Origin of the sequence: Streptomyces sp. AC558_RSS880 (assembly GCF_019049255.1) — a bacterium.
In the GTDB taxonomy this organism is placed as follows: Bacteria; Actinomycetota; Actinomycetes; order Streptomycetales; family Streptomycetaceae; genus Streptomyces.
This window is the reverse complement of the sequence record NZ_JAGMUJ010000022.1, coordinates 34,075-53,993: the sequence shown is the minus strand read 5'-3', so window position 1 is coordinate 53,993 and position 19,919 is coordinate 34,075. Positions and strand designations below refer to the sequence as shown.

The 19,919-nt window shown below is 68.6% G+C and carries 23 protein-coding genes; 11 read left to right on the top strand and 12 right to left on the bottom strand.

Features of this window, described 5'->3' with window-relative positions; genetic code table 11:
* The first annotated feature begins 14 nt into the window (after positions 1 to 14).
* Positions 15 to 821, top strand: coding sequence for a hypothetical protein (locus KUM38_RS08545; protein WP_254396880.1), 807 nt, complete (start codon positions 15 to 17; stop codon positions 819 to 821).
* 33 nt (positions 822 to 854) lie between these two features.
* Here KUM38_RS08545 and KUM38_RS08540 read toward each other — a convergent pair whose 3' ends face one another.
* Positions 855 to 1,661, bottom strand: a complete 807-nt coding sequence (locus tag KUM38_RS08540) for an AraC family transcriptional regulator (RefSeq protein WP_217128682.1) — start codon at positions 1,659 to 1,661, stop codon at positions 855 to 857.
* Here KUM38_RS08540 and KUM38_RS08535 point away from each other — a divergent pair.
* Together KUM38_RS08535 and KUM38_RS08530 are read left to right on the top strand one after the other, a co-directional pair.
* Positions 1,660 to 2,127 (top strand): DUF2000 domain-containing protein, encoded by a 468-nt coding sequence (locus tag KUM38_RS08535; protein ID WP_217128681.1) that lies wholly within the window; start codon positions 1,660 to 1,662, stop codon positions 2,125 to 2,127. The genes KUM38_RS08540 and KUM38_RS08535 overlap by 2 nt on opposite strands.
* A 204-nt stretch (positions 2,128 to 2,331) precedes the next feature.
* Entirely contained in the window at positions 2,332 to 3,153 is an 822-nt protein-coding gene (locus tag KUM38_RS08530) for a hypothetical protein (RefSeq protein ID WP_217128680.1), read from the top strand.
* A gap of 13 nt (positions 3,154 to 3,166) precedes the next feature.
* On the opposite strand, the gene KUM38_RS08525 is transcribed toward KUM38_RS08530, so the two are convergent.
* From KUM38_RS08525 to KUM38_RS08515, 3 genes are all read right to left on the bottom strand, one after another.
* A complete protein-coding gene (locus tag KUM38_RS08525; RefSeq protein ID WP_217128679.1) occupies positions 3,167 to 3,412 on the bottom strand; it encodes a hypothetical protein in 246 nt (81 codons plus the stop codon).
* Between the two features lie 98 nt (positions 3,413 to 3,510).
* A complete protein-coding gene (locus tag KUM38_RS08520; protein WP_217128678.1) occupies positions 3,511 to 4,497 on the bottom strand; it encodes an alpha/beta fold hydrolase in 987 nt (328 codons plus the stop codon).
* A gap of 176 nt (positions 4,498 to 4,673) precedes the next feature.
* Complete coding sequence (locus tag KUM38_RS08515; RefSeq protein WP_217128677.1) at positions 4,674 to 5,534, bottom strand: helix-turn-helix transcriptional regulator; 861 nt, start codon at positions 5,532 to 5,534, stop codon at positions 4,674 to 4,676.
* A gap of 101 nt (positions 5,535 to 5,635) precedes the next feature.
* Here KUM38_RS08515 and KUM38_RS08510 point away from each other — a divergent pair, with 101 nt between their 5' ends.
* Positions 5,636 to 6,568, top strand: a complete 933-nt coding sequence (locus KUM38_RS08510; protein ID WP_217128676.1) for an SDR family NAD(P)-dependent oxidoreductase — start codon at positions 5,636 to 5,638, stop codon at positions 6,566 to 6,568.
* Positions 6,569 to 7,035: 467 nt separating this feature from the next.
* A complete protein-coding gene (locus KUM38_RS08505; RefSeq protein ID WP_217128675.1) occupies positions 7,036 to 8,379 on the top strand; it encodes an FG-GAP-like repeat-containing protein in 1,344 nt (447 codons plus the stop codon).
* A gap of 324 nt (positions 8,380 to 8,703) precedes the next feature.
* Here KUM38_RS08505 and KUM38_RS08500 read toward each other — a convergent pair whose 3' ends face one another.
* The 3 genes from KUM38_RS08500 to KUM38_RS08490 all read right to left on the bottom strand — a co-directional run bounded on the left by KUM38_RS08500 (position 8,704) and on the right by KUM38_RS08490 (position 10,320).
* Complete coding sequence (locus tag KUM38_RS08500; protein WP_217128674.1) at positions 8,704 to 9,039, bottom strand: hypothetical protein; 336 nt, start codon at positions 9,037 to 9,039, stop codon at positions 8,704 to 8,706.
* Positions 9,036 to 9,509, bottom strand: coding sequence for a DUF6232 family protein (locus KUM38_RS08495; protein WP_217128673.1), 474 nt, complete (start codon positions 9,507 to 9,509; stop codon positions 9,036 to 9,038). The genes KUM38_RS08500 and KUM38_RS08495 overlap by 4 nt, the downstream gene beginning before the upstream one ends.
* A gap of 250 nt (positions 9,510 to 9,759) precedes the next feature.
* Positions 9,760 to 10,320 (bottom strand): suppressor of fused domain protein, encoded by a 561-nt coding sequence (locus KUM38_RS08490; RefSeq protein ID WP_217128672.1) that lies wholly within the window; start codon positions 10,318 to 10,320, stop codon positions 9,760 to 9,762.
* A gap of 307 nt (positions 10,321 to 10,627) precedes the next feature.
* Here KUM38_RS08490 and KUM38_RS08485 point away from each other — a divergent pair, with 307 nt between their 5' ends.
* From KUM38_RS08485 to KUM38_RS08475, 3 genes are all read left to right on the top strand, one after another.
* Positions 10,628 to 11,386 (top strand): hypothetical protein, encoded by a 759-nt coding sequence (locus tag KUM38_RS08485; RefSeq protein WP_217128671.1) that lies wholly within the window; start codon positions 10,628 to 10,630, stop codon positions 11,384 to 11,386.
* Positions 11,387 to 11,590: 204 nt separating this feature from the next.
* A complete protein-coding gene (locus KUM38_RS41680) occupies positions 11,591 to 12,076 on the top strand; it encodes a hypothetical protein (protein ID WP_254396879.1) in 486 nt (161 codons plus the stop codon).
* A 596-nt stretch (positions 12,077 to 12,672) separates the two neighbouring features.
* A complete protein-coding gene (locus KUM38_RS08475; protein WP_217128670.1) occupies positions 12,673 to 13,173 on the top strand; it encodes a YfbM family protein in 501 nt (166 codons plus the stop codon).
* Positions 13,174 to 13,339: 166 nt separating this feature from the next.
* Here KUM38_RS08475 and KUM38_RS08470 read toward each other — a convergent pair whose 3' ends face one another.
* Positions 13,340 to 13,588, bottom strand: a complete 249-nt coding sequence (locus KUM38_RS08470) for a hypothetical protein (RefSeq protein WP_308408927.1) — start codon at positions 13,586 to 13,588, stop codon at positions 13,340 to 13,342.
* Positions 13,589 to 13,804: 216 nt separating this feature from the next.
* Between KUM38_RS08470 and KUM38_RS08465 the strand changes: the two genes are divergently transcribed.
* On the top strand, positions 13,805 to 14,134 hold the full coding sequence (locus tag KUM38_RS08465; protein ID WP_217128669.1) for a hypothetical protein: 330 nt from the start codon (positions 13,805 to 13,807) through the stop codon (positions 14,132 to 14,134).
* Between the two features lie 80 nt (positions 14,135 to 14,214).
* Here the strand turns inward: KUM38_RS08465 and KUM38_RS08460 are convergent, their stop codons facing one another.
* A complete protein-coding gene (locus tag KUM38_RS08460) occupies positions 14,215 to 14,517 on the bottom strand; it encodes a hypothetical protein (protein WP_217128668.1) in 303 nt (100 codons plus the stop codon).
* Between the two features lie 464 nt (positions 14,518 to 14,981).
* Between KUM38_RS08460 and KUM38_RS08455 the strand changes: the two genes are divergently transcribed.
* A complete protein-coding gene (locus tag KUM38_RS08455) occupies positions 14,982 to 16,241 on the top strand; it encodes a hypothetical protein (RefSeq protein ID WP_217128667.1) in 1,260 nt (419 codons plus the stop codon).
* Positions 16,242 to 16,567: 326 nt separating this feature from the next.
* Here KUM38_RS08455 and KUM38_RS08450 read toward each other — a convergent pair whose 3' ends face one another.
* Both KUM38_RS08450 and KUM38_RS08445 read right to left on the bottom strand, forming a co-directional pair.
* On the bottom strand, positions 16,568 to 16,888 hold the full coding sequence (locus KUM38_RS08450; protein WP_217128666.1) for a 4a-hydroxytetrahydrobiopterin dehydratase: 321 nt from the start codon (positions 16,886 to 16,888) through the stop codon (positions 16,568 to 16,570).
* Between the two features lie 2 nt (positions 16,889 to 16,890).
* Complete coding sequence (locus KUM38_RS08445; protein ID WP_217128665.1) at positions 16,891 to 18,135, bottom strand: Twin-arginine translocation pathway signal; 1,245 nt, start codon at positions 18,133 to 18,135, stop codon at positions 16,891 to 16,893.
* A gap of 199 nt (positions 18,136 to 18,334) precedes the next feature.
* Between KUM38_RS08445 and KUM38_RS08440 the strand changes: the two genes are divergently transcribed.
* Complete coding sequence (locus KUM38_RS08440) at positions 18,335 to 18,871, top strand: hypothetical protein (RefSeq protein ID WP_308408926.1); 537 nt, start codon at positions 18,335 to 18,337, stop codon at positions 18,869 to 18,871.
* A 137-nt stretch (positions 18,872 to 19,008) separates the two neighbouring features.
* Here KUM38_RS08440 and KUM38_RS08435 read toward each other — a convergent pair whose 3' ends face one another.
* Complete coding sequence (locus tag KUM38_RS08435) at positions 19,009 to 19,770, bottom strand: phosphoglyceromutase (protein WP_217128664.1); 762 nt, start codon at positions 19,768 to 19,770, stop codon at positions 19,009 to 19,011.
* Positions 19,771 to 19,919 lie beyond the last annotated feature (149 nt).

Below are 19,919 nucleotides of genomic sequence, written 5' to 3'. Positions count from 1 at the left end.
TGAAGAGGACGTGCATGCGCACAGGCAGATCCGCCCTCATGGCCGCGCTCACCGGAGCGCTCGCCCTCGGGGTGTGCACCGCGACGCCCGCACAGGCGGCCGACACCGGCGTCACCGTGTCGAACGTGGTCGTGAACAACGGCAAGCCCATCGTCGTGGGTATCTCCGAGGAGAAGTACCCCAGCCTCAGCTTCCGCATGACCTGGCCCGCGGGGTACTCGTCCGGCGACGTCACCGTGTTCCCGTACCTCTACCACGACACCACGGCCGCCGAGGGCGCGGAGAGCGGCATCCGCACGGGTCACGTCATCTACTACGACGACACCCCCGGCTCGGCGAACGTCGAGGGCGATCTCTACATCGACCCCCGCTGGACCCTGGACTCCACCAAGGACGCCACCACCTGGAAGATCGCGGCCAACATCCGCCTCTGGGCCCCCGGGAGCGAGACCAAGCTCAAGGCCGAGGAGAACCTGACCGGCCTCGGCACGGTCCAGGTCAAGCGCGCCGCGCGGGCCACGGTCAACGCCTCGCCGGAACCGGTCGTCAAGAACAGGACGCTCACCGTGACGGGCAAGCTGACCCGCGCCGACTGGGGCAGGGAGGCGTACGTCGGCTACGGCGGCAAGCTGGCCAAGCTCCAGTTCCGCAAGGCGGGCACCAGCACCTACACGACCGTCAAGACCGCGCGGGCGAACTCCACGGGCTCCCTGAAGACCACGGTGACGGCCACCACCGACGGCTACTGGCGCTGGACGTTCGGCGAGACGTCCACGACGGGCGGCGCGACGGCGGCGGGCGACTACGTCGACGTGAAGTGACCCCGGAGGGCCGGTGGCCCGCCTCCGCGGGGGTCACCGGCCCTCCGCGCGGTAACGCCCCGGCGTGACCCCGACCAGCCTGCGGAAGTGCCGGGTGAGGTGCGCCTGGTCGTAGAAGCCGGTGGCGACGGCGACCTCGCCCGGTGACCGTCCCTCCAGGAGCAGCCGCCGGGCGCGGCCGACCCGGCGGGACATCAGGTACTGGTGCGGCGCGATGCCGTAGGCCCCGCTGAACGCCCGTACGAGGTGCGCGGGATGGGCGGACAGCGTCCCGCCGGCCTCCGCCAGGCCGACGCCCTCCACGACCCGCTCGTCGAGCAGCTCCCGCAGCCGCCGCGCGAGCACGGGGTCCCGCCGGGGCGGTCCGAGGACCTCCCGGGACCGCAGGTGCTCCCGCAGCCGCTCCCCGACCAGCGCCAGCCTGCTCTCGGCCTCCAGCTCGTCCCCGGGCCGCACGAGCGCGGAGTGCACCTGCCCCACGCGCCGCCGCAGCAGGGGGTCGCGCAGATCGGGCCGGTCGACGGCGGCCCCGATGAGATCGTCGGCGAGATGGTGGCCGTCGAGGTACAGCACCCGCTTGCGGAAGCCGCCGGGAGTGGCGGGGGCCCCGTTGTGGGGGACGTGCGGCGGCAGCAGGGACACGGTGTCGTGCGGGGTGCCGTGCTCGTGCCGGTCGAGGTCGTACCGTACGGCGCCGTCGTCGACGATGAGCAGCGTCCAGGCGTCGTGGACGTGCATCGGGTAGGCGTACTCGGTGAAGCGGGCGTGGAACACCTCGACGACGCCCGGAACACGGGGCCGCCAGGCGGAAACGACCCGCTCGGGGCGCTCTGCGGCCATGCAAACAACGTACAAGACGCGGGCGGGACCCGATCGGCAGTCTCAGTGCATGAGCACTCGCTTCGACACGAAGATCGCCGTACTGCTGCGCGAGGACCTGGAACCCTGGCAGCGCCTCAACGTCACCGCGTTCCTGGTCAGCGGCCTGGGCACACAGCTCCCCGAGCTGATCGGCGCACCCTACGAGGACGCGGACGACGTGCCGTACCTGCCGATGTTCCGGCAGCCGGTCCTGGTCTTCCAGGGCACGAAGGAAGTGCTGAAGGCGGCCCACACGCGCGCCCTCTCCCGCGCCCTGCCCCGTGCGGTCTTCACCTCCGACCTGTTCGCCACGGGCCACGACGAGGCCAACCGCGCGGCGGTCCGCGCCGTCGGCACGGCGGACCTGGACCTGGTGGGCCTGTCGGTCCACGGCCCGAGGAACGCGGTGGACAAGGTCCTCAAGGGCGCGCGGATGCACCCGTGAGCCGCTGACCAGGTGGTGGAACGGAGAGGCGGGCGAGGTCCGGTTCACCGGCCCGGACCCCGCCCCTGCTCCACTGCCTCAACTCCGCTGATCGCAATGAGGATCGGGAGGATCGGGAGGATCGGGAGGGCCGGGAGGGCCCGCGGCTGGTAATGTCGCGCTCTTCGCCAGGCACCCTGTGCGGAGTCCCCGTGGCAGGCCGACATGTCCGATCCCCGTGACGTCGATCCGTACGCGATGTGGCGCCACGCCCTCGCCGAAGCCGACCTCGTCTTCGCGTCGCCCCCCGCACTCGACCGTCCGGTGGACGGCTGCACGTACTGCACCCCCGAGTCGGAGCTGGTCCTGCTCGGCGGCGACCCCGCCGCCGTACCGGACGACGTCCTCGGCCACTTCATGCGCGAGACCGTCGACCACTGGGACGCGGACCAGTACCCCGTCCTGTGGCGCCGCCTCATGCCGCGCGCCCTGCGCCACTGGGGCCCGGGAGGCGAGGAGGGCACCGACCCGGACCTGGAGATCGGCCACCTGGCCGGCTACGGTGCCGCCCTGACCGACTGGCCCGCGCCCGAACGCGCCGCGGTGGAGCGGGCGTTCCGCGCGCTGCTGGCCGTCGCCCTGACCGACGGCCGGCCCGCGGCAGACGTCACGGAACTGGTGGAGGGCATCGCCCACGCGACGGGCGACCTGCGGCCCTGGCTGGACCACCTCGCCGCCCTCGCCACCCTCCTCGGCCCGGTGGCGGAAGCCGGCCTGGTCCGCCTCGCCTTCGCCTGGGCGACCGACCTGCTCTGGGAGGACTTCGACTTCACCTGGTGGTACGACGGCGACCCCGGACTCATCGCCGCCTGGCTCCCCACCCAGCGCCCCCGCGTCGCCGCCTTCGCCACCCGTCACCCACGCTGCAAGACGGCGGCGGACACCCTGATCGCGATCGACCACCTCGCCGCCGGCGCGCACAGCCCGTGGTGGTACCCGTACGGCACGGACCTGTACCTGAGGCTGACCGCCGCCGCGCCGCGCTGAGCGTGCCCGCGCCTCAGTCCGGCAGCGGCCCGGAGGTCTGGCGGCCCGGCTGCCTGCCGTCCGGCGGGTAGTCGCAGTCGATGCTGGTCACCTCACGGTCGTCGTCCTCGGAGTCGACCACCGCCACGCCCGTGCAGGCCCGACCGTGTTCGTCGGTCCACGTGACGATCTCGCTCCGGTCGGGCTTGGCACAGCCCACCAGCACCGACGCGCACAGCAGCGCCGACGCCGCGAGGACGGCCCTACGCGGTCCCTTCATGACATCCCCCATGACGACTCGATTGCGGAACAAGCGCGTTCGACCATGGAGATGTCCGGCGGAGGTGAACCTTCCGCCAACCGCGGGGTGTCAAGCCGTCACGACACGGTCCGGATGACCGCCAGCCATTCGGTGAGGAGGCGGTTGACGTCGTCGGGGCGCTCCTGCTGGATCCAGTGGCCGCAGCCGTCGAGCAGGTGCGAGGAGACCAGGCCCGGCAGCGTGACCGGGAACGCCTCGATCGCGTCGGCCAGCCAGGTCGTGGAGGCGTCCAGGCCGCCGCCGACGAACAGGGACGGCTGGGTGATCGGGGCGCCGTCGAACGCGGCCAGGTCCTCCCAGTCGCGGTCCATGTTCCGGTAGCGGTTGAGCGCGCCGGTCATCCCCGTCCGCTCGAACTCCCCGGCATAGACGTCGAGATCCCGCTCGCTCAGCCAGCCGGGCAGCCGGCCCGCGGGGAACCGGTCGCGCATGGTCCCGCCCCCGCCGACGAAGTGCGGATCGGGAGCGCCGGGCGCGGGCATGGTGTCGGCGGACAACGCCGCGTAGAGGCCCGCGAGCCAGCCCCGCACATCGGGCTCGATCTCCGCCTCGGCGCGGCCCGGCTCCTGGAAGTACGAGACGTAGAACTCCTCGTCGCCGCCCATCCCGGCGAAGACGTCACCGGGGCGGGGCCCGCCGCGCGGGGCGTAGGGGACGCTCAGCAGGGCCACCGCGCGGAACACCTCCGGCGCGAGCAGGGCGGAGTTCGCGGCGATGTTCGCGCCCCAGTCGTGCCCGACGACCACCGCCGACTCCTCGCCCAGGGCGTGCACCACCGCGACGTTGTCCTCCACCAGGGCCGTCATCCGGTACGCGTCCGTCGCGGCCGGCTTGGAGGAGCGCCCGTAGCCGCGCACATCGGCGGCGACCGCGCGGTACCCCGCCGCCGCGAGTGCGGGCAGCTGGTGGCGCCAGGAGTACCAGGACTCCGGGAACCCGTGCACGAGCAGCACCAGTGGCCCGCTTCCCTGCTCCACGAGATGGATCCGCCCTCCCGGCGAGGGAACCAGCCGGTGTGTGATCTCCGTGGCGTACTGCGACATGCGCCCTCCTTCGGGCCCGGTGGTCTTCCGTGCCTCGATCATGCGGAAGGCCGCCCCGGAAGCCCGAGCACGTTTGCCGACCCGGCAAACCCGGGTCGAGTCCCGGCGGCGGACGGGCCGTACGACCTCCTCGGCGGACAGGCCGTACACCACCTCCTCGGCGGCCCGGACGGGCCTCAGCGCGCACCCTGCGGGTCGACGAGCGTCTGAGTGCCGAGGACGACGGCGAGCGCGAGACGCTCGGCGTCCTCGGTGCCGGGCTCGGCGGTGTAGACCGTGATGCGCAGATCGTCCCCGGCGACGACGAGCGTGTCGCAGTCGAGCGTGATACGGCCGACCGCGGGATGGTCGACGACCTTCCTCCTCGACGGGTCCGGAAGCGGGGGAGGGGCGTCGGAGTCCCAGAGCTCGGCGAAGCGCGGGCTCGCTTCCGTGAGCTCGCCGATGAGCCTCCGGAGCGCCCGGTCGGCGGGATACCGGGAGGCGGTCAGACGCAGGTCGGCGACGAGCCGCGCCTCGTGGTCGGCCTGTTCCCGCGGGGTGTGCACGGTGCGGGTGCCGGGTCCGAGGAGGTTGCGCCAGACGGCGTTGCGTTCGATGCCGTGCCAGGCCGACGTGTCGCCCATGAGCGCGTCGTACGGCGCGTTGGCGAGGACGAGCGTCCAGGTGGCGTCGTACACGACGACCGGGGTGTGCGCCAGCCGGTCGAGCAGCCGCCGCACGCTCGGCGTGATGCGGGAGGGGACGACGTCGGGGCCGGGGGCGCTGTGGCCGGCCAGCCGGTGGAGGAGGTCGCGCTCCGGGTCGGACAGGCGCAGCGCCCGCGCGAGGGCCTCCACCACCTGCGCCGAGGGCGCGGTCGCCCGGCCCTGCTCGAGCCGGGTCAGATAGTCGGCCGAGATGCCGGCGAGCCCGGCCAGCTCCTCGCGCCGCAGCCCGCTCGCCCGGCGCCGCCGCCCGACCGGAACCCCGACGGTCTCCGGCGCCACACGATCCCGCCACCGGCGCACCGTACGGCCGAACTCCCACGACTCCATGCGCCCAGTGTGCGCGCGACCGTCGCCCTTGTCCTGGCCCTGGCAGTCCTACGACATCGGAACGACTGGCTGACCGCCTCCCGCTCCCCGAGGCTCGCCCCATGACCACCACCACCGAAACCGGAACCGTCCTGATCACCGGCCCGACCCGGGGCCTGGGCCGGGCCGCCGTCCTCGCCATGGCGGACCGCCCGGACGGCGCACGCCCCGACCTGCTGCTGGTCGGCCGCCGGGGCGAGGCGCTCTCGGACGTCGCCGACGAGGCCCGCGCGCGCGGGGCGAAGGTCCACGAGATCGGCTGTGACCTGTCCCGCCTCGCCGACGTACGGGCCGCGGCGACCGCCGCGCGGGAACTGCTCGACGCCGGGACGGTACGGCCGCTGAGGGCGCTGGTCGCCAACGCCGGCAGCATGTCGTCCGACACCCGCGCCGCCTCCGCCGACGGCTACGAGATGACCTTCGCCGTCAACTACCTCGCCCACGCCCAGCTGATCGGCGACCTCCTCGGCTCACTCGCCCGGCCCGCCCGCGTCGTGCTGCTCGGCTCGAACACCTACAGCGCCAATGCCTACCGGCGGCTGCTGCGCGTACCCGAGGCGAAGTGGCGCGACCCCGTCGAGATCGCCCGGCCCGCGACCGGCGAGCGGAAACCGGACTTCCAGGCCTCTGGTGTCGCCTACTCCACCGCCAAGCTGGCGATCCTCTACTACGCCCACGAGCTCCAGCGCCACACCGGGCCCGGCGTCAACGTCTCGGTGTTCGAGCCCGGCTGGATGCCCGGCACCGCGCTGAGCCGGGACATGCCTGCGGCCCTGCGGGCGTTCGGGCGCGGCATCGCCGCCCTGCCCGGCGTGTCCACCCCGAAGCGCTCCGGGCCCGCGCTGGCCTCGATCGCCCTCGACGACACGTGGGCACACCTGCGCGACGGCGCGTTCGTGGTCGTCGACAAGGAACGCGAGGTACGCCCCGTCGCCCACGACCGCGCCCGCGAACACCGCCTGTGGGAGGCCACCGCCCAGCTCCTCGAAAGGTGAGCCACTGCCCCACCCGCCCAGGTCCGGGGTACTCGGCCGACGCCGCGTCGGTGGCCGCCTGTTCGCGGGCGAGGCCGGCGAAGGCGCCGTCGACCAGCGCCTGATCGGCGACGGCACCGTCGAAGCCGGCGTCACGCGCCCCGTACGGCTTCGGTGCCGGGCCACCGGGCCGGATCCCAGCCGCGCCGGCCCCCGCCCCACCTCCGCGAGCTGCCGGACCGGCCCCAGCAGGGACATGGTCGACGGCGGCCACATCCGCCACGTGTACGGGACAGAGGTGAAGCCCTTCAACTTCCACGACGGCACGTACGATCCCGTCGAGATCCGGGAGACCGCCTGAGCCGGAACCGGAGCTGCCGTGAGGGGAAAGCGGTCGTTGCCGGTGTACAACCATTGACGGTCCGTACGCGTCCAAGATCGCAGTTCAAGCGTCCGTCCACAGGACGCTTCTCGGACCTCGGAGAATCATGCCCTCCTCGCGTACCGCACTCGCAGCCGCTTCCGCACTCGTAGCGGCGCTCTGCACGCCGCTCCTCGCCGCCCCCACCGCGTCCGCGGCGCCCGCCAAGTACGCCGACGACTTCAACGGTGACGGCTACCGCGACTACGCGTACGGCGGGAGCGTCACCGACGCGGGCTCGGACGGCTCCGGAACGGTCGGCGTCATCTACGGCACGGCCACCGGACCGAACGGGCGCAAGCAGAACATCACGCAGAACAGCGCGGGTGTCCCCGGCGCCAACGAGTGGGACGACGGCTTCGGCAACGCGATGGCGGCCGCCGACTTCAACCGTGACGGATACGCCGACCTCGCCGTCGGCGTCTACGGCGAGGACGTGGGCACGAGCAAGGAACAGGGCGGGGCCACGATCATCTGGGGGTCCGCGTCGGGACTGTCCGGAGGCACCACCGTCCCGAACAAGTCCCCGGGCAGGTACGGCCAGATGGGCCTCGACCTCGTCGCCGGTGACTTCAACGGCGACGGCAAGCCCGACCTGGCCCTGATCAACGACCACACCGCGCACGTGTACGTCGGCTCGTTCACCAAGTCCGGCTTCAGCGGCAAGGTCACCAAGCTCACCAACGACAAGATGTTCGCCGAGCACCTGACCGCCGGACGGGTCACCAAGGACAAGGCTTCCGACCTCGTGGTCGTCGGCGGAGTGGACGGCACCGAGCACACCGTCACCGGCGCCTGGTTCATCCGCGGCGGAAGCACGCTCACCCGGGGCAAGACCTACAAGCTGGGCACCGGTGAGGACACCAGCTGGGAGGTCGACGCCCAGATCGCCGACTTCAACAAGGACGGCTACGGGGACATAGCCCTCGGACACCCCAACGCCAACGGCGCGGGCGGCGTCCTCGTCTGGCGCGGCGGCTCCAGCGGCCCCGGCAGCGTCACCCGCGTCAACCAGAACACCGCGGGCGTCTCCGGCAGCATGGAGTCCGGCGACCGCTTCGGCGCCCGGATCTCCGTGGGCGACGTCAACCGCGACGGCTACCCGGACCTCGCCGTCGCCGCCCCCGGAGAGGACCTCGACGGCCGCGCCGACGCGGGCGCCGTCCACATCCTGCGCGGCAGTGCCTCCGGGCTCACCGGCTCCAAGTCGCAGTTCATCGACCGCAACACCGCGAGCGTGCCTGGCGGTCTGGAAGCCGGCGAGTCCTTCGGCGAACGGCTCCGCCTGCGCGACTCCGACCGCGACGGCCACGCCGACCTCTTCACCGACTACCTCCGCCTGCGCGGCCACTCCGGAGGCATCACGGCCTCCGGCACCCAGCAGACGGTCTGGTCCGACTTCACGGAGTAGAGCCCGGTACCGCCTGCCAGGCCGCTCGCCCGGTTCCTCGGCGGGCGGCTTCGAGAGGCGGGCGCCCCGTCAGAGGCGAAGGCGGTCACCTCGACGCCCTGCGCGGCCACAGCCGCCGGCACGGCGTGGACGGCGTACCGGCGCCCATGCCGGCCGGCCGCCTTCGCCACGGACGCGCCGTACGGAGCACCTGGTCGTCCGCTCGGTGTTCGAGCCCGGCTGGATGCCCGGCACCGCGCTGCGCGGGACCGTCTGCGGACCCCCTTCGCGGCGTCCGTGAATTCCTCCGCCTCCCGCCGGGCCGACCCCGTTCCCGCCGACCGCCTACAGGAGTCCCAGAAGTCCCAGGAGTCTGTTGGCCGCCTCGACGGTCGGCTCACCCAGCGCGCCGATGGTCGCGGCGATGGTGGCCACGGCGATCAAGGCCCGGTGCCGCTCCTGCGGTGCGCTCTCCGCGGAGACGATCACGGGCAGCGAGTCGTCGATGACCTGTGCGGTCCCGGGTGCCACCTGCTCGCGAAGCTCCCCGAGAAGCTGCGTCAGCCGGCCGATCGCCTCGGTGAGTTCCCGGGCCGTCGGCTGTGCGGGCCCGGCGTACTGGTTCTTGATGATGCCGACGTTGTGGCTTCCGTTGTGCATGTGGACGATGTCACCGGTCATTTCTTCAGCACCCCCGTGTTGCCCAGACCGCCGTAAATGTTGACCTTGTCGCCGTGGTGGTAGGCGTTGCGGTTGATATGCAGGCTCTCGACCTGTACGTGGAGTTGCTTCTCCGGCGTCTCGACGGCCTCCACGATGGCGTTGACGAGCTGCTTGAGCTGTTCGTGGTGCTGCAGCGTCACGAGGGCGCTCGCTGCGCCGGACGTGTCGATGACCAGCGCGTACTTGCTCGGCGACGTCAGCACCCGCAGGAACCACGCGAACAGCGCGATCACCACGAGCACACTGCCCGCCGCCGTGTCCGGTTCCGTCCTGGCCACCACGAAGGCGATCGCGCTCCCGATCACGAAGTATCCGAACGTCTCCATGCGCTTCGGTTTGAACTCGACGGGGTAGACCCGGGTGACGTTGCGCAGCGGATAGGCGGCGTCCCCCACCCACAACAACCGCTTGTCGACCCGCAGAACCACGGTCTTCCTGTTCGGTGGTGGCGGAATCACCGGTGGCACAGGCGGCGGCACCGGCGGTCCCAAAATCCCCTTCGTCTCCACAAGTCCCCCGTACGTCGTGTGACGCCCAGCGGCCCCACGACCGCGTGGGGAACCATTAAGCACCCCACACCTACTGCGCAAGAGACGAAAAACGGTCAACTTCCCCGGTTCACGTACCTTCGTCGCTTGACCGGACGTTTTGACCGGACGTCTTGATCAGACGTCTTGATCAGACGGCCGAGGAACGGTGCAGGTCCAGCAGGTCGGTTTCCCTGTCGCTCCAGACCTCGACCAATTCCGGATAACCCTTGTCGAGCGCGAAGAGGAACTCGGGGTCGGTCAGCGGTATCAGGGTGATGAACTGGAGCACGACCTGGCCCTCGGGGTTCCGGAAGGTGCCGAACCGGTCCGGCAGGTGGGGATGCGCGCCGAAAACCAGGCTGGAGATCCGCGTTTCCGGGATCCACGGCTTCTCACTGCGGTAGCCGTCACCGGAGTTGTGGCCCTTGCCGCTCCGCACGACCTGGTCGGCGATCGTGTGGACGAGGTAGGTCGCCTCGGTTTCCTGGCCAGGCCGCGCGGAGCACACGAACTCCTCAGGCAGCTCGGCCTCCACCTCCTGGAAGCGAACGCCGGTCGTCGCGGCCGACACCATCTCCTGCTCGGGGTGACGGTGAAGACCGATGGCAAAGCCTCGGTGGTAACCCAGGGCGTCCGGTCGCTGAGCACGGGTCACCGGCCCCAGGTGGAACTGGACGTGCTCGAGCAGGCCTTCGTAGGGAGACGTCATTTCCGTACCCTAGGCCGCCACACGCCCGACCGGCGAAAAGCCCCCTGCCCGCGGAGACCCCGCAGGCAGGGGGCTTGTTCACGCCTGCTTACTTCTTCTTGCCCTGGGTTTGCCGGGGATCTTGTTGAGCTGGGTTTTCGCTGATCAGAAGCGGTGGGATCGTGCGCCTGGTGGTCGTCGTCGGTCGTCATTGGCCACTGTTGAGCGGCGTCGGACGGCCCAGCCGGCCAGGCAGGTCGAGCCGACTTGTCAGTGAGTGTGGCTAGGGTGCGCCCATCTATTGGACGTAACGCTCTGGGGAGGGGCTTTGGGAGCCAAGACGGGGCTGCTGGTGTACGCGGACGGCGACGTGCCAGGGTTGCTGCGGCGCGTGGGGGCGGCGGACCCTGACCGGACGGTCACCATGATGCGGCGGCTCTACCCGGGCCGGGAGATCGAGCAGTGCGAGGGCACGAACCTCTGGAACGGCGTGTACCCGCCGGAGGGGACGGTGTGCGCAGCGAGCTGGCCGGGCGTGGAGGTCATCGGTGATCAGGAAGTGATGATCGACGCCCCCTCCGAGCTTCCGGAACACCTCGTGGCGGCGAGTGCCGGCCGACGGCTCGTCCTGCACGCCATGCACAGCGTCGTCGACTGGCTGGCGTTCGCCGTGTGGGAGGACGGTCGCCTCGTCCGCTCCCTGAGCCTGTCGCCGGACAGCGGCATCATCGAGAACATCGGCGAACCACTCTCCTTCGAGCTGCCCTACTGGGCCGGAGACCGCCCGGCCGACGTCATTCCCTGGCCGGACGAGGACGAAGAGCCGTACCCACTGCCGTTCCACCCCTTGGAACTGGGCGAAGAGGCACTGCGCGCGCTCTGCGGCTTCGTACGGGAGGGCCGCCCCGAGCCGGACGACATCGACACGGGCAGCATCCGACTGCACGGCTTCCGGGTCCGGGACCCGCACGGCCCTGATCCCGCGGAGCGGGAAGCGGCATTGCAAAGGGCCATGGAAGCCATGGGCCCACCGCGCTTCTTCTCTCTCGGTCCTGACGGCTCACTCATCGAGCGCGACGGCCTCTAGCTCGGGACTCCTTCGTCCCGAAGCAACTTGGGCGGAGGCTCGACCTGCAGCGAGTGCGCCTCTCACCTGCGGCGATGATCCGCGGGTGTCCGTGCTTGTCCGCCGCTGTCCGTCGGCATTGTCACGCAGTTAGACACTCACCGCGGATCGCACGATGCGGCACAGCCGTGGCCGGGTCGGGGTGGCCCAGTAGAGAATGGCACGGTGGACGTAGCTGCGGAACTGCGCGCTCTTACTGGCTCTCTGTCGCGAGAAGGCGGGGTCTTCGGCCGCGTGGTCGACCAGGCCGGCGGATCCGTTTCGGGACTCGTTCGCCAAGTGGCCGCCGAGGCTGAAGAGGCTTGGAAGCAGTATGCAGTGGAAGGTGCAGTCGGCCCGGACACACCAGTAGAGATCGACGACGCACTCTTGCAGATCGACGCTGAGCGCGCAGTGGAGCTCTTGACCTACCTGGCGACCTACGACCTCGTGTTCCCGGGCCCAGCACGCCGAGACCGCGCCCACGCCCGTAGAGCGGCGGAACGTGTTGTCCGTCTGCTGGGCTATGAGGCCGCCTGGTACACGAACATCACTGAACTCGTGCCCGGAGCGCGAGCGTGGAACCCGGTCACCCGGCATACCTTCGATGGGGTCGTTGCGGGGACCGGCGGGTCCTTCACCGTGGTGTTGCTGCAGGTAGGCGAGGACTGAGCCCCGCTGACACTCTGCCGCTACCGCGTCAGAGGGCGCGGCGCCGCCGCTGTCCGCTGTCGTTGATGTCAGCCATGGATGTCACCTCACACCGGCTGGGGTCACTTGCGCCGCTTGCGTGTCTTCGCCTTGCGTTCGGCTTCCTTGCGCTTCTCGATGGTGTACGACGACCACTCGCCACGGTGCAGGTTGCATCGCGACGCACCGACCATCGCCAGCCGCCGGCACCGAGTGCCCTTCTCCGTGAGCGCTCCACACCTGGACTGCGTACGAGCCACGCTTCCCACCCCCGGTCTCGACCGTCGTGCGGACCAGTGCAGGATTGCCGGGCACATGTCCTCTGTGGAAGGCGCACTGCTCCGCGCAGCGGTGCACGGCGGCCCAAGGAGGTTGCTCAGGGGCGCACGCTTTCCAACTGTGTTGATGGGGTGGTGGGCAGTGTGCAGGGGCGTTCACCTGCGTTCATTGAGGGCTCGTCACCAGGCTGGGATCGGCTGCCGGTCTCGGCTGAACGCCGGTGAACCGGGCTGAATGAGACGGAAACTGAGACGGCCCGTCTGGCGATCGTTGTCAGAGACCACGCCTAGTCTCCGACCATGAGCATGATCGGTGAGTACCTGCGTGTCACGGCTGCTGAGCTTGATCGAGCGATCCAAGACCCCGACTGGGCTCTGGACTTCGTCGAAGAGGTCCAAGACGCCGAGGAGGAGACAGAGCCTGCGCCGGCCGAGGCGCGCCACTTCAGTACGTACAAGACCTGGGACATGCTCCGCTTCCTGCTGGCGCGCGCAGAGTTCACCGTGAATGTGATCCACGGTGAGGAACCGTTCGCCGAGGACGAGGATTGGGGCTACGGGCCACCGAGGTACCTGCGGCCTGAGCGGGTCCGGCTTGCGGCGGAAGCTCTGCGGGCTACCAGCTATGACCAGCTCGTCAGTGGCGTGGATCCTGCCGAACTGACCAGCGCCGAGGTCTATCCCCTTGGATGGAGTGAGCCCGGCTCACTGGAATGGGGGCGTCCTTGGTACGGCGGCCTCACACAGTTCTTCGAGGCTGCTGCCAGGGCGGACGACGCGATGCTTGTCTGGCTGGACTGACGGGCCACCGACGGCGATGAGACCTCAGCTTGGGAAGCTTGGGGCGTATAGGGCTTGCTCTAGGCCTGACCTGCGGCGGCGCGACGCAGACGCGCGGTAGACGGTCGGTTGGTTCCCCGCTGTTCCCCGTGGTTCCCCACACGATCTGGCACGCGTCTGGCACGAGTCATTCGTCGTCGCACCGCTCCAAAACCAGGCTTACGGACCCTTCTTCGAGCCCGTTGTTCTCCTCCAGATGGAGATGAGCACCGTCCGGTGTGCCGTCCTGGGCGAGGGTGAGGAGGTGGCCGGCCAGAGTCTTCAGCCCAGCGGCGTTGGCCTCGATGACGATCTCTCCGCCCAGGTTGCGGACCTCGATGCGTGCGCCTTCCTTCCACGTGAAGACTCTGGTGGTTCCATCGGTCACCGCACTCACGTGTGTGGTCGTCGGCGGAGCAGCGCTGGGTTCAGGGGCCATACCCAAGCATCGCGTACTCAGGGACCGCCAGGCACCAAGGCGCACGCTTTCCAACTGTGTTGGTGGGGCGGTGGGCTGCGTGCAGGGGCGTTCACCTGCGTTCATGGGCGGCCGGTTATCTCGGCCGCTACTGCGTTCGGTCTCGCTAGCATCGTCGCTGTTGAAGGGGGAGCCATGGCACTGGCCCGCAAGGGATCACGACGGATCGTCGTCGACGGCACGGCCTACCGCTGGCGGCTGCGAGGCAGGCCGACGTATTTCCAGGGACTGGCCTGGACGCCGTGCACTTTCGTGGTCGAGCATGCGGACACCCCGGGCATGCCGCTCGTGATCACTACCAACCAGCCGCATCCGAGTAACTGGTTCGGCCGCGTGGCCACGCCTGTACTGCCGTCCGGCGTTGCCCAGGTCATTCACCTTGCTCTCCAAGAGGGTTGGACTCCGACGGCTCCAGGCTCTCCGTTCCGCCTCGACCAATCCGCCGGCTTCAGGCCCTCACCCTGAACGGAGCAGAGGGAGCGGGAGGCCTGGGGGGCCTGTGCCTGTCCGCTGTTGTGCGTCGGCGTTGTCACGCAGTTAGATACTCACGTGGTGCCAGGCGTAGTCCCGGGCTGGCCAGGCATCTGCGGTGAGGCCGCCGCCATGAGGGCCCGGCGAAGAGCGCGCCGGCCGTGCTGCTGCTCCAAACCACTTTCATCAATGGCCTTCTGAAGAGCGGCCTCACTCACCTCGCATGCCTGTTGCAAGTTCGCTCCTTCGGCATGGATCTCAGGGCTCCAGTCACGTGTCGGCCCGTTCGTACGCACATGCTCCACCACCCTCAGTCGTGCTGTGTAGACGCTGAGTTGCAGCGCGACCAAGCACCGCGGAAGCTCGATGCCGACCATGAGCGAAGGATAGAAGCGGGACTCTCAACTTGGGAAGCTCGGATTTCTTGACGGCGGTTGCTGTGCTGACCTGCGGCGAAGTGACGCGAGGGCCTGCATGACCGTCGGCCTTGATCCCCGCTATTCCCCGTGGTTCCCCGCACGCTCTGGCACGGGCACGGCCGTCTGTCCGGAGAACCTAAAATGCCGGTCTACTGATTCACCAGTTCCGCTGACCAGCGGGCCTGACGAAGCCTACGGCTCTGACCAGTTCAGATGCCGTGGGCTTCTGTCGTCTTTGGTCGGCGGCAGGTACCCTCGTACGGCCCAGAGACGGCCCAATATGAGAGCCAGGTAGCCGCCTGCCTCCGCCATCAGACGAAGGCAGGTGCCGCCGGCTTCGAAAATCTGGTGACACCACCAAAGGCGCTGGTGATGATGTTGGGGTGACGTAACTGGTCCCCTCACAGTAGGCGGGGTGGAAAATGAATTACGAGTGGTACCGACCGCTGGGCAAATTTTCCGTACCTTGGCAGTCCAGGGGTGACGAGTGGATCTCACGGCTAGTTGCACACCTGAAGGAAATCTCCAGCATTTCCGGGCATGGAACGCGAGCGGGTGGGGAAATGGGTCCCTTTGTCGAAGTGCGCGTGTCAACCGATTGTGAGGAATTTGATACTCGCCTGATTATCGTTCCCCTTCCCGAAGATGTCATCGAAGTATGGGTGTGCGGGAATGAAGTAGTAAACCTCAAACTTGTAGATAATTTTCGAGAGGCTGCAGAAAAGGCCACCGCTGGACTTGAGGAAAAAGATCAGACTCATAAATGGTCGGCGATCATTGGAGATTCCACGTCGGTGTACAGTGAGGCTATACCTCGCCGTCTATCTCAAGGGTTCAAGCTGCCGGGAGTTGAGCTTCTTTCTATGGAGCGCTACTTCTGGAATGTGGAACGTGCGCCCGTTCACACCATGAGCTCCTGGTCTTTCCGACCGACGGTCCCTATCACTGTTCGTGGTTCTAGTCTCGGTTACGACTGGGGCGGTGCTCAACCTTTAGCGGCTGAACAGCTCGGCAAGCTGGCCGCATTCTTGTCGCTTGTCTGGGGTGTTCTGATTGACGTAATGGAACCCCCTGCCCCCTTGGAGTGGGGGGAACGTCGCCTGCCTGATCATCCACCGTGGATCCGATTGGATCCGGATATGAAAACTGCACCAGCCATGGACGAACTTCCCGCGTTTGAAGTGGCAGATCGGCTCGCTGACGCATGGATCCGGCTGAATAAGCGAACCAAGCTGCAAACTGCGGTTTCCATGTACATGGAGGGTCTTCGGATAGAAGGTCGCCATCCTAGCTTGGCACTGGTCTCTTACGTGTCGACTGTAGAGGCAATTTCACTGATGTTGTTCCATGAACAGCGTTGTGGAGTTTGCCGAAATCACGTCAATATCGGAGATAAGTTCTTTGAGACTCTGAAGCTGGCAGTCGGTCAAGAGGGTGCCGAATCCTTGCGTCGGGTTTATGGGAGTCGTTCCAAGACGGTGCACACTGGACGCCTTCATGGGGCCGAGGTGGCCCCCGGTTCTTTCAGGTTTAGCTCTTTCATAATGCCGCCAGAGGCTTCTTTTCAGTGGCAGATTCTCCGGGGCATGAAAACCGCAGCCCAAAAATTGCTCATGATGGCTATCAAGGGGCAACTGCCTGGCAGGTCACATTTCGTAAAGAGTGGCGAAGTGTCGGATTGAAGGTCGGTGGAGCTGCTTTGGGGCGAGTGATCTTGGCCCCGTAAGCTGATGGCGAGTCGGGCAGTCTGTGGACCTGCCCGTTAAAGCACGACGTTGGGGTCAAGATCTTAGAGGCTCGCCCCAAAGTGGCTGCCTAAAGCCGTGGAGTCGGCCGCCCCAGCCACAGAGGGTGTCTTCCCACCTCATGCCCGCAGCCGCCGAGCGCGCCGCCTTGAACCCGTGAAGAAGGTTGTAACTCAGTGGGATTCAGGTGCTGTGCCCGGTCCCAGGTGATGGTTGGCAGTGGCCGTGATTGGCTTTTCTGTACGCGTCGCTGCAGTCCGAGGTCAGACGCTCAGCGGATCCGCACCGTGGGCCCGGGCGATGGTGTCGATGCGGTGGGCCAAGTCGAAGTCCGCAGACGTCAGTTTGTGGTCGGCGTCGTGGGTGGTGATGGCGAACCGGACGTGGTCCCAACGCAGGTCGATGTCGGCGTGGTGGCCGATGAGGCGTTCGATGTCGGCGACGTGGACGATCAGCGCCACGCCCCCGTGGTAGCGGATGCCGAATGCGCGGGTGATTTTGTCGCCGTCGCGTCGCCAGCCGGGAGCATCGTGCAGGGCCGACTCGATCTCGTCCTCGGTCAGCGGCACTGGTGCCTCCGCCACGATCAGCCCCCCTCGGTCACGTGCGCCAGGGCTCCCCACAGATCCCGGCCGACGGGGGCATCCTGCCACGGCTGCATTGCCTGTCGGAGGCTTCCGAGCTCTCTGCGCATACGAGCCGACCTGGTCTCCGCGGCGATGTCAACCGCGGGTCGCGCGATCTCCCACGCCTGGTCGGGCTCACCGGCTTTGGCCGCAGCCGTGGCGTGACGTGCCAGGTAGACGCCTCGGTCTCTCCGGGCCGTCTCCGGGACGGACGTGAGGATCTGATTCCACAGAGAGAGGGCCTCATGGCCGAGTCCCAGTCGGCCGTAACAGGTGGCGCGTTGGACTTCCAGGTAGGCGGGTGTGCGACGGCAGGCGTTGCCCCAGGGCAGGTCGTCGTCCACCCGGGGCAGCAGGGCGTCGGCCTGGTCGATGAGTTGGTCGACGGCGGCGCGGTCGCCGGTGAGGCTGGCACCGTGAGCCTGCTGCTGAAGGGCCATGATGCGCACCTTCGGCACCATGCGGCTCGAGTTCTCCAGGACGGCCTCGCACAGGTCGACGACCGCGCGGCCGTCACCGAGGTCGGTGCGGACCTGCGCCTGGTTGACGAGGGCGTAGCCGATCAGGTGCGGTTCCCGGGAGCGGACGGCGATCTCCTGGGTGATGCCTCGCCAGAAGGCCGAGCCGTTCAGGTCACCCGCGTCCTGGTACAGCCAGCCGACCAGGGCCGCGTAGGCCGCGCCGGCTCTGAGCAGACCCCGTCGGGTCTCACCCTCGGCGGAGCGGATCAGCTTGTCGATGAGCTGGTACTGCGCGGAAACGGTGCCGATCAGGTCGTGGGGGCCGAGGAACATGTCGGCCCGGTAGTGCCCTTCCAACTGCTGTACGAAGTAGTCGATGAGAGCCGGATCGACGTACTGCGGTGCAATTGGACCCGACACGAGGGCCGCAGCGGTGACGGACACGAAGGTACGGCGCTTCACCTGTTCGCCTTCGTGCTGCTCCGGGCGGATCCATCCGGGCGGCGTGGTGAAGCCCAGTTCCTCCGGCCAGCGGCCCAACGCGTCGTGGATGACGACGGCGGTCTCCTCGGGCGGCCAGCCAGGGCGGCCGCCCTCCCAGCGGCGCCACGTACGCGCCGATACGGTGAAGTGCCGGTCGCCTAGCAGGCGTTGTCCGTGCTCGGTGAGCCGAGTGGCTGCTTGCTCAATGGTGCGCCAACCGGCCTTGAGCCTCGCCGCTCTCAATGCGTCGTTGCGACTCATGGGCCCAGTCTGTGGTGTCATCGCCCCCGCCTGCGGCCATGGCCGCGACGTGGCCGCGCATGGCCACGGAACGACCTGGTTCACCCTCTCCCTGCTCACTCATCATCACCGTGTGAATACACATCGTGCAGAGGAATCGATCAGGTCGCCTGCTGCGGGAGCGCGACGCGCTCTGAGGCCGGTCGAGACGGACTCCGGCGTGACCGTGCACTTGGCCGCTGATCGGCGACTGGCCGTCGAGCACTGGCTGCTGTCCGCGCACTCGTGCCCCAGTCGGGCCCGTGAGGAGTGGCAGGAGCACGGGATCGCCTTGCTTCCCCTCGGCACTCTGTTCTCCGCGGTGCGTATCCCGGGGCGCCTGGTGTCCGCAGCGGCGGAGACCGCCGATCCCCAGGAGACCGACGCCTTCCTCGACGAGGTCCTCGACGGTGGTCCCGTCATCTGTGATGCGTACGGACTCCGGTACTACGCACTCGTGCCGGGCAGCGTGCCGGTGACATGGCGTGCGGCGGCGGAGGACTGGCGTGCACAGGAGGTGGACTGTCTGGGACGCGGCACCTACCTGGGGGTGCCTCGGCTGGACGTCGTCGATCAACCGGCGTATGGAGCCGGGTCCTACTGGGCTGTCCCCATGCCGTCGGCCGCCGTGCTCTGCGCGCCCTTGAGCGTGGCCCGGCTGATCGCGGCCGGAGCACACCGGGCCGCCGGAGAGGTGGAAGAACTCAGATCGCAGTGAGCGAAGGCACGGGCCCGTCAGGGACCCCGGAGCCTAGCGAGTGGCGGCGCCCTCGGCGGTCCAGAGGCGGCCCCGGCGTAGCAAACAAGGCCCCTACCTGCGAGGAAACCGCAGGCAGGGGCCTTGAAAGCGTGGGCTTACTTCTTCTTGCCCTGGTTCTTGACCGCCTCGATCGCCGCCGCGGCCGCCTCCGGGTCGAGGTACTTGCCGCCGGGGGTGACCGGCTTGAAGTCGGAGTCGAGCTCGTAGTACAGCGGGATGCCCGTCGGGATGTTCAGGCCCGCGATGTCGGCGTCCGAGATGCCGTCGAGGTGCTTGACCAGGGCGCGCAGGCTGTTGCCGTGGGCGGCGACCAGGACCGTGCGGTTGGCCAGGAGGTCGGGGACGATCGAGTCGAACCAGTACGGGAGCATCCGGACGACGACGTCCTTCAGGCACTCCGTCTGCGGGCGCAGCTCCGGCGGGAGGGTCGCGTAGCGCGGGTCGGAGAACTGGGAGTACTCGGCGTCGTTGGAGAGCGCCGGCGGCGGGGTGTCGTAGGAGCGGCGCCACAGCATGAACTGCTCCTCGCCGAACTCCGCGAGGGTCTGCGCCTTGTCCTTGCCCTGGAGGGCGCCGTAGTGACGCTCGTTCAGGCGCCAGCTGCGGTTCACCGGGATCCACAGGCGGTCGGCGGCCTCCAGTGCGAGCTGCGCGGTGCGGATCGCGCGCTTCTGGAGGGAGGTGTGGAGCACGTCGGGCAGCAGGCCGGCGTCCTTGAGCAGCTCGCCGCCGCGCGTCGCCTCCTTCTCGCCCTTCGGGGTGAGGTTGACGTCCACCCAGCCGGTGAACAGGTTCTTCTCGTTCCACTCGCTCTCGCCGTGGCGGAGGAGGATCAGCTTGTACGGTGCGTCGGCCATGTGCCCGAGCGTAATCGACGTCCTGTGCGGGCCGCGCGCCCTGCCCGCTTGGCGGACGGTTGACGGGATCTGTTAATTGAGTGGCCCCCGCAGAGCACGCATTTGTAAGTTGTGCCTGCCGCATCAGACACTTACATCTTCTACGGGGG